Below are 8,378 nucleotides of genomic sequence, written 5' to 3' on the forward strand. Positions count from 1 at the left end.
GCTCGTGCCCCTAAAGGTAAAAGAGCACGGGGTAAGCGCCCCAGCAAGCGAGGTAAACGAGTCTCTACAATCAGTGCAATCAGCCTCAAAACCGTTGTCACTAACGTAAGTATCGTCGGTTCAACCGATGGTTTGACCTTTGAAGCCTTCATTGCTCGCCACCTGGTTCCGAAACTTTGGAAAGGAGCTTGTGTGATTATGGATAACTACTCGATACACAACCATGACACGATCAGAAAGCTGATTGAGGACGTGGGTGCTAAGTTGATTTATTTACCTCCCTATTCTCCAGACTTTTCACCGATAGAAAATTGCTTCTCAAAGATTAAAAATATTTTGCGGACGATTGGGGCACGCAGCTATCCCGATCTCGCTAATGCCATTGAAGACGCTTTTTCTCAAGTATCTTTGGAAAACCTCAAAAATTGGTTCACTCACTGTTGCTACTACGCCTCACAAGAGTGAAAAATGCTATAATACGTTTATATTTACTTTTGAAGTTACCATATATTTCTTCACTAGCTTCGTACAAATTTTGGTTGTTTGAAACGAATTCAATCGAAGGAATAAGCTCTGATAGAACAGGAATAATTTTACTAGGTTCATTTTCTAGTTTTTCGAGCACTAAACCAATAAAGCAGCTGGCGGCATCAGAGGAATCAAGATAGCCGAAATCACGCTTCATTACATAATCGCGCAACCCGAAAATGTAATACTGAAACGCTTTTACAGGCATGAACCTTATTTCATCTGTTCGCTCTATGACATTTAACTTAAAACTCGATTGCATTTCATCATTGGTTTTTCCAAAAAAAACTTTATAAGCATAACTTGCGTCCAGATCTCTTTCGTACCCAAACCATTCTTTATCTGTTGGAAATTTCTTCATATTTACACTTAACGGCTAGCGTCACCGACTGCAAGGGAGTCGAACGAAGCAAAAAGCATCTCGGTCAGTCTGGTGCACGCAGTTGTTAGCCAACGCTGTTGGGAGATCGCCCCCACCCCATCTCTCCCAGCCGCTCTCTCCCACAACCAACGCCATTGTACTCAACCGTTCGCTGAGCAAAAGAAATCTTTCGGGTCTTTTTAACGTTGGCGGAAAACCTTGCTATACCTAACCTTTGGCTTGGGGGCGATCGCACACCCACCATCACCCTTCAACCTACGGTTTGGAAAACCAGCACTTGAAGGCGATCTCACCCTGACATATTTTGGGACGCTGAACACTCACCAATACCGAGGTTGAACTACACCTCTCACTTGTATCGATAACGCTTTCAACGTTTCTGCTTACTGGAGCTTTCACTGTGAAGAATTATCTCGCCAGCGGAATCTTGTTTTGAACTTTATGATTTAATCTCTAAATCTCAATTATTTAAATCATCTCAAGTGGCAGCACAAGATATTATTGTCCATAATTCTTTGGAAGCAGTTGCTGGTTCTACGGCAGATTTTCGAGGCGTTTTTTTGACGAGGCTTGAGAACTTAGGGGATCTGGGCGTGATCTCCGAAAAAGTTCCGGCTGGTCGCCTAGGGATTCCTCATTACCATCGCCAAGGCATTGATATATTCTGTGTTCTTCAGGGAACTGGCGAGTTACTTCTGGCAGACCTGACCTCCGATGGACAGGGCATGACGAATGAACGCCGGATACCTGTTTCAGCTGGGAGTCTCTACGTGGTTCCTGCTGGCATTATCCACAGTCTATCTGCTAGTGCAGACAGCGATTTGGTGTTTATTAATGTTGCCCCGCCTGAACATATCACTACCGATCGACTGTTTCTGAGTCAGTATCTTCAGTCCTAAGCGACAGCTCCTGGTTGGTTGGTAATTGAGACACTAGGGTAGTGCAGCAGGAAGGGGGATAGCAGTGCCAGCAACAGTCCAACCCCGACAATGGCGCGAGCATAGCCATGTTCAAAGTGTTCAATCAATTGCTGGGAGGGGGGGTCTCCATTTGTGCCTGCTCCACAAGTCGAATCACGCGCCGCAACAGACTACTCTCTGGCGGTTGGTGAACTTTGAGGATTAAAGTTCCAGTACTGTTAAGGGTTCCAGCAAAAACCTCATCCCCAATCGTCTTTTCGATCGGAATCGATTCTCCAGTAATCGCTGCTTGATTTTACGAACAGATTCTGCAAGTCCCCAACTATGGCATTTTTGAGCTAGCAGCCGGAATTCTAGAGTTCTATCGCCTCACAAACGCTAAGCGCTATGAACTGGAAGCTGGCACCGAACAGAAACGTTTTTGGATTCCCGAAATGCAACTTTTCTTGGGAGTCTGGCAGGGAAGCCGGGAAAATCGGGATGGCTATTGGCTGCGCTGGTGGGATGAATCAGGGAATTTGCTCCTCTGGGGCACGGAACAAGTTGAGCAAGAGCGCCAACGGACAGAACAGCTAGCCGCCCAACTCCGCGCCGCCGGAATTGAGCCAGATCTATAAACATGAATACGCTTACCATCAAAGAGCTAACGGATGCAGTTGGCAGCGGCATTACTCTCCGGATGGTGCGGCATTATCACCAGTTGGGATTGATGCCATTATTCAGAGCGATCGCCCGGAAACTACCGGCTCTACACTAACCAGGATTTGGATGTGCAACGCCTGCAACGCATTGTGGCACTGAAGCAGCAGGGTTTTCAGTTGTCCCACATTCATAAACTATTGGAAGCGGAACCAGAAGCTGAACAAGCCACGTTGATGGCGCAACTTCAGCAGCAGTACCAAACCATCATTCGTCAAATTACTCAATTACGGCAGACGGCAACGGCATTAGAGGGGCTGTTGGGGCGCGATCGCCATTGTCAAACGACCCAGGCTGAAGTCCTGTCTCAACTCAAGCTCTTGGATGTCGAAACGAAGGCAGGGTTGGGCGGATTAGAAAAACTTTGGTCTGGCCTAGATACTCAGGTTGATGCCCATCCAGAAGCCTTTCAGGAATCGCTGCAATGGCTGTTGCCAGATCTGGCAGATCGATCGGAAATTGAAGTGGATCTGTTCTCTAAACTGGTGCTGGCGTGTGGCGATGTCAGTCTAGTGCCTTTCGTGAAGTTAGGGAATCGGGCGATCGCGGCGGGTCGTGATGCCCTTAAATCTGGCTGCCCGATTGTGGCGGATATTCCGAAGGTTGTCACACTGGATGTGACTGTACCATTTTGCAAAATCGGTATTTTTATCTCACCTGAGAGATTATTTAACGGGCTAGGAGGGATTCGAACCCCCGACACCGTGGTCCGTAGCCACGTGCTCTAGTCCACTGAGCTACAAGCCCCTGTAGAATTTATACTGTATCACACCCTCTAGCGTTCTGTGACAAGTCGATGGCGAAAAAACTAGCCAAGCTTGCATCCAATGTTCCCCAGCTCACACACTTGGATGCCCAAGGTAAAACTCAGATGGTGGATGTTTCTGAAAAGTTACCAACATTACGACGGGCGATCGCCGGGGGACAGGTAAGAATGTTGCCTGCAACCTTTGCCGCCATTCAAGCAGGCAATGCTCCCAAGGGAAATGTCCTGGAGACAGCTAAGGTAGCAGGGATTATGGCGGCCAAGCAAACGGCTCAATTGATTCCCCTCTGTCATCCTTTACCCCTTCACCAGGTAGAGGTTACTATCTCCGCTGATCCTCAACTACCGGGCTATCAGATCCAGGCTGAAGTAAAAACCAAAGCAGAGACCGGTGTGGAAATGGAAGCTTTGACCGCTGTAGCCATTACGGCTCTTACACTCTATGACATGGCTAAAGCGCTGGAGAAATCTATCCAAATTGAAGATATTCGGCTGCTGAGTAAAACCGGTGGCAAATCTGGCGACTACCAGGCTTGAGCATTGAGGAGTCCAATCACCTAGGTTCAATAGCAAATTGGGTAGTGCTACGCAAGTAATGATGCGTTGTAGTAATGAATGAAATAGAACTGTCGTCCGCAATCATGGCATTTGAACCGTTGTTTCCCATTGTGGATGTGACCATTCTTGACCCTGTGGGAAGAGGCACCACTAGGACAGACAGGCATAGGAGCACAACACCGTGAAACTCTACTTCTCCATCATTACATCTTGAGCACTACCCCAGCTTCATCAGTACTTAACACTGGATTCCGTAGATTTTGCCTGGTTTATCACTTGATTACAACGCCATACTGAGTAATGGTGAGTACTTATCTCTGCCCCAGAGCCATGTATCAGTGCATCTGTGAATGAAGGAATTGCTGCCATGAGCAATGTTTCTTTGAACATCGTGTGAATGAAGGAACCACTGCCATGAGCTTTGAAGAGCGCCGAGGCTATTACGAGAAACAAGTGATTGAGCACCGTCGCAGGGTACAAATTCATACCACTGACCATAACACGGTGATTCAGGGAATCATTTTCTGTGGAGAAGGGAGTGAGTTTGATGGCCGACTTTCAGATTTGCTCAATGACCCGCGGGCCTTTATTCCCGTCACCGATGTTTCGATATTTTTTGCGGGCAAGCTCATGACCCGCAATGCGTTTATGTGTATCAACAAACAGGCGATCGCCTTCGTGATTGAAATTGAAGAAGCACCCATTCCTCAAACAATCCCCCAAACAATTCCCCAGGCAATTCCCCAGGCAATTCCCCACACTGCCCAGACCATGAGACGATGAGTACCCCCGCTGTCCCCTGGGGGGCAAATCCCACGCTCAGACTGGATCCCCCTAGTTATAAATAGACCCATCCGGCATTAATGCTCCCTGCAAATTGACCCGTTTGAGAACTGCTTCACTCAAATCCGCCTCACTCAAATCCGCTTCACTCAGAATTGCGCCTCCCAATTTTGCCCCCCAGAGATTGGCAATATTCAAATCTGCCTCACTGAGATTGGCACCTCGAAGATCCGCCCCATGGAGGTTAGCGCCTCGGAGATTCGCCCCACTCAAATCAACGCCCCAGAGATTGGCAGCATTCAGATCCACCTCACTTAGATTGGCACCCCGCAGACTCACCCCGGTGAGTAAGGCATCGTGTAGATCTGCACCCCGCATATCCGCCCCACTCAGATCCGCCCCGGTCATATCTACCTGACTCAGATCCGTGCCCCGCAGATTCGTCCAACTGAGGTTGGTACCACTGAGATTGGCACCGCTGAGGTTGCAGCCCCGAAGATTGGCACCACTGAGATCGACTCCATGCAGAATTGCCCCCGCTAAATCTGCACCACTGAGAATCGCCCCTTGCATGCTGACTCCCGTTAAGTTGGTCTGGATGAGGGTAGCACCCCGCAGAATTGCTTCGCTGAGATTCACCCCATTTAAGTTAGCTCCACTCAAGAAAGCCACGCTCAGGTTGGCACGGCTGAGATTGACACCACTGAGGTTGGCATCGGATAGATCCGCACCGCTGAGGTTGGCACCCACCAGTTTGGCTTGGGTCAGATCAATCCCCATTAAGTTCACCCCACGGAGATTTACGCCACTGAGATCGGTGTTGGCAAGATTGGCTCCCTGGAGGCTGATACCTGTGAGGTCGGAGCCACTCAGGTTGACTCCCCCGAGGTTCGCCCAGTTGAGATCAGACCTTACTAGGATTACCCCCCGCAGGATTACCCGGGTGAGATCGGCACGGTTGAGGCAAATACCAGTGAGGTTGGCACCGCTGAGGGATACCCCTGTCAATTTGGCCTCATTGAGATCGGCACGGGTGAGATTGGCTTCTGTGAGGTTGGCGCGGGTGAGGTTGGCTTCCCCTAAGTCGGCTCCGGTTAAATTAGCGCCGGAAAGGTTTGCCCAGCTCAAGTCTGTACCCCGCAGAAACGCCCCCACTAATTTGACCCGACTCATGTTAGCGCCGATCAGCTTCGTGCCGCTGAGGTTAGCCCCGCTGAGGTTGGCCCCGCTGAGGTTGGCTCCGCCCAGGTTGGACTCACACAACAGGGACCGACTTAAATCAATCCCCACCAGGGTTGCCTCGATCAGCGTCAGCCCACTGACATCTGCTTCGTGAAAATCTCGCTCTCCCGCAGCATGCCGCCTCAATAAGTTTTGAGCATCCATTGCGTGCCTCGCAACTATTTGAACACCGGGGTTCCTGATTTTTTCGTTTATTTATGAATCTTCTGTGAAGTTGAAGCGGTAGTGTGTGATCTGGTTCACAATATCACAGGCAATCCGGCGGTTTGGCAGGTCTCTCCTCCGTAGAATTCAGGAAGATCTGTACTTCAATGTCCCATCGATTGCGACAATGGATGCAGGACTGAGCCAGCGCTGTTGATTGCTGTCGTAGCCAGGAGGTCAGATGTCTAACACACTGAGAAGCCAAGTTATCACCCAGGGCGTTCAGCGATCGCCGAATCGGGCAATGTTAAGGGCGGTTGGTTTTGGCGATCAGGATTTTTCTAAGCCCATTGTTGGTATTGCCAATGGGTTTAGTACGATTACCCCCTGCAATATGGGTCTGGATGGACTGGCAAAGCGAGCGGAGATAGGAATTCGGGCGGCTGATGCCATGCCCCAAATGTTCGGCACGATCACCGTCAGCGATGGCATCTCCATGGGGACGGAGGGGATGAAGTATTCCCTGGTCTCGCGGGAGGTGATTGCCGACTCGATTGAAACCGCCTGTAATGCCCAGAGCATGGATGGCGTGCTGGCGATTGGGGGTTGTGACAAGAATATGCCCGGTGCGATGATTGCCATGGCACGGATGAATATTCCCGCCAGTTTTTGTTTATGGAGGTACCATTAAGCCCGGCCATCTAGCGGGAGAAGATTTAACCGTCGTCAGTGCCTTTGAGGCCGTGGGGCAGTACAGTGCTGGACGCATTGATGACGTGCGACTCCTGGCGGTGGAGCGTCATGCCTGTCCCGGTGCGGGTTCCTGTGGGGGCATGTATACCGCGAACACCATGTCCTCTGCCTTTGAAGCCATGGGGATGAGCTTGATCTACTCCTCAACCATGGCAGCTGAGGATGCCGAGAAAGCCGACAGTACTGAGCAGTCAGCCCTAGCGTTGGTGTCAGCGATTCGCAAACAGATCTTACCCCGTCAGATTCTCACGCGCCAAGCCTTTGAGAACGCGATCGCCGTGATTATGGCAGTCGGGGGGTCTACTAATGCGGTGCTGCATCTATTGGCGATCGCCGATGCGGCGGGGGTTCCCCTAGCGCTGGATGACTTTGAAACCATTCGTGCCCGTGTCCCGGTGTTGTGTGATCTCAAACCCTCAGGACGTTATGTAGCGACGGATTTGCACCAAGCGGGGGGCATTCCCCAAGTGATGAAAATGTTGCTGGTGCATGGCTGTCTCCACGGCGAGGCCCTGACCATCACTGGACAAACCATCGCCGAAGTCCTGGCCAATATTCCAGACACCCCCCGTCCCGATCAAGATGTGATTCGTCCCTGGAATCACCCCCTTTATCCCCAAGGGCATCTGGCAATTCTGCGGGGTAACTTGGCAACGGAAGGTGCGGTTGCCAAAATCACCGGGGTGAAAAAGCCCCAGATTACAGGGCCTGCCCGGGTGTTTGAGTCCGAAGAATCCTGTTTGGAAGCCATTCTTGCAGGTAAGATTCAGGCCGGAGACGTGATTGTTATTCGCTATGAAGGCCCTAAAGGGGGGCCGGGGATGCGGGAAATGCTCGCTCCTACTTCTGCCATTATTGGGGCAGGTCTGGGGGATGCCGTCGGCTTGATTACCGATGGGCGATTTTCTGGTGGTACCTATGGAATGGTGGTCGGCCATGTGGCTCCCGAAGCAGCCGTTGGCGGCACCATCGCCCTGATTCACGAGGGCGACTCGATTACCATTGACGCTCCGGCTCGGCTACTGCAACTCAATATCTCCGATGCCGAACTGGAGCAGCGGCGATCTGTTTGGCAACCGCCAGCTCCCCAATACACCCGTGGGGTACTGGCAAAGTATGCCCGGCTGGTTTCCTCTAGCAGTATAGGAGCGGTCACCGATCATGACTGACGACAGAGGCATCATCTGAGAGGATGTTTTAAAACGTTTTTTGGGTCAGATTTTATGCTAACTGCCTCACCATGATTCGTATCATGGCCAGGTAAATAAATGTCTCCGAAGTTTCTGGCCATAACTCATAGTCTCGAACCAATCGACGGTACCCCATGAGCCAGCCAAATGTTCGTTCAACAACCCACCTTTTTTTCAGCAATACGAACCCTTTGGTTTGCTCTGGTCGCAGCACAACCTCCACAATCCACCGACAAACATCCATCACCCACATCAGGAATGGATTACCGTCAAAACCGCCATCGGCCCAAATCGTATGCAGTCGCGATACCCCTTGACCCATCTGTTTCACCTGTTGGAGTACCTGTTTAGCCCCCTCTCGTTCGGGTACACTCGCGGCAGTCACCAAGACCCGCAACAGCAATCCCAGGGTA

7 protein-coding genes, 1 tRNA gene and 5 pseudogenes are annotated in these 8,378 nt (G+C 50.7%); 7 read left to right on the plus strand and 6 right to left on the minus strand.

Annotated elements, in window-relative coordinates; translation table 11 throughout:
• Window positions 1-465, plus strand: a 465-nt coding sequence (locus DO97_RS22665; protein ID WP_036536627.1) for a transposase, incomplete at its 5' end; no start/stop codon positions are given.
• Here the strand turns inward: DO97_RS22665 and DO97_RS19265 are convergent.
• Window positions 431-889 carry a hypothetical protein gene (locus DO97_RS19265; protein WP_036536629.1) on the minus strand — a complete coding sequence of 153 codons (459 nt, stop codon included), beginning with the start codon at window positions 887-889 and terminating at the stop codon, window positions 431-433. The genes DO97_RS22665 and DO97_RS19265 overlap by 35 nt on opposite strands.
• Before the next feature lie 503 nt (window positions 890-1,392).
• On the opposite strand from DO97_RS19265, the gene DO97_RS19270 reads away from it, so the two are divergent.
• Window positions 1,393-1,809, plus strand: coding sequence for a cupin domain-containing protein (locus DO97_RS19270; RefSeq protein ID WP_036536632.1), 417 nt, complete (start codon window positions 1,393-1,395; stop codon window positions 1,807-1,809).
• 44 nt (window positions 1,810-1,853) lie between these two features.
• Here DO97_RS19270 and DO97_RS27060 read toward each other — a convergent pair.
• Window positions 1,854-2,125, minus strand: a pseudogene (locus tag DO97_RS27060) (P-type ATPase actuator domain-containing protein); the annotation flags it as partial.
• Here DO97_RS27060 and DO97_RS31525 point away from each other — a divergent pair.
• Together DO97_RS31525 and DO97_RS30410 are read left to right on the plus strand one after the other, a co-directional pair.
• A pseudogene (locus tag DO97_RS31525) lies at window positions 2,124-2,447 on the plus strand (Uma2 family endonuclease); the annotation flags it as partial. The pseudogenes DO97_RS27060 and DO97_RS31525 overlap by 2 nt on opposite strands.
• Window positions 2,444-3,152 (plus strand): annotated as a pseudogene (locus tag DO97_RS30410) (precorrin-8X methylmutase); the annotation flags it as partial. The pseudogenes DO97_RS31525 and DO97_RS30410, both read left to right, overlap by 4 nt.
• A gap of 50 nt (window positions 3,153-3,202) precedes the next feature.
• Here the strand turns inward: DO97_RS30410 and DO97_RS19280 are convergent.
• Window positions 3,203-3,276: transfer RNA gene (locus DO97_RS19280), tRNA-Arg, on the minus strand.
• 49 nt (window positions 3,277-3,325) lie between these two features.
• Here DO97_RS19280 and moaC point away from each other — a divergent pair.
• Window positions 3,326-3,832 carry a cyclic pyranopterin monophosphate synthase MoaC gene (gene moaC, locus DO97_RS19285; protein ID WP_036536634.1) on the plus strand — a complete coding sequence of 169 codons (507 nt, stop codon included), beginning with the start codon at window positions 3,326-3,328 and terminating at the stop codon, window positions 3,830-3,832.
• Between the two features lie 86 nt (window positions 3,833-3,918).
• Here moaC and DO97_RS30415 read toward each other — a convergent pair.
• Window positions 3,919-4,020, minus strand: a pseudogene (locus tag DO97_RS30415) (IS1/IS1595 family N-terminal zinc-binding domain-containing protein); the annotation flags it as partial.
• Window positions 4,021-4,267: 247 nt separating this feature from the next.
• Here DO97_RS30415 and DO97_RS21605 point away from each other — a divergent pair.
• Window positions 4,268-4,636, plus strand: coding sequence for a DUF6812 domain-containing protein (locus tag DO97_RS21605; protein WP_156120680.1), 369 nt, complete (start codon window positions 4,268-4,270; stop codon window positions 4,634-4,636).
• Between the two features lie 51 nt (window positions 4,637-4,687).
• On the opposite strand, the gene DO97_RS19295 is transcribed toward DO97_RS21605, so the two are convergent.
• Entirely contained in the window at window positions 4,688-6,022 is a 1,335-nt protein-coding gene (locus DO97_RS19295) for a pentapeptide repeat-containing protein (RefSeq protein WP_036536637.1), read from the minus strand.
• 241 nt (window positions 6,023-6,263) lie between these two features.
• Between DO97_RS19295 and ilvD the strand changes: the two are divergent.
• Window positions 6,264-7,944 (plus strand): annotated as a pseudogene (gene ilvD / locus DO97_RS19300) (dihydroxy-acid dehydratase).
• A gap of 52 nt (window positions 7,945-7,996) precedes the next feature.
• On the opposite strand, the gene DO97_RS19305 reads toward ilvD, so the two are convergent.
• On the minus strand, window positions 7,997-8,378 hold a 382-nt coding region (locus tag DO97_RS19305), incomplete at its 5' end, for an IS5 family transposase (protein WP_036536639.1).

It is taken from the genome of Neosynechococcus sphagnicola sy1 (assembly GCF_000775285.1).
Classification (GTDB): domain Bacteria; phylum Cyanobacteriota; class Cyanobacteriia; order Neosynechococcales; family Neosynechococcaceae; genus Neosynechococcus; species Neosynechococcus sphagnicola.

Bases quoted from the DNA above. Each gene is read 5' to 3' on its own strand.
- DO97_RS19265 (WP_036536629.1), bottom strand. From the start codon at position 889: ATGAAGAAATTTCCAACAGATAAAGAATGGTTTGGGTACGAAAGAGAT.
- moaC (WP_036536634.1), top strand. From the start codon at position 3,326: ATGGCGAAAAAACTAGCCAAGCTTGCATCCAATGTTCCCCAGCTCACA.
- DO97_RS21605 (WP_156120680.1), top strand. From the start codon at position 4,268: ATGAGCTTTGAAGAGCGCCGAGGCTATTACGAGAAACAAGTGATTGAG.
- DO97_RS19295 (WP_036536637.1), bottom strand. From the start codon at position 6,022: ATGGATGCTCAAAACTTATTGAGGCGGCATGCTGCGGGAGAGCGAGAT.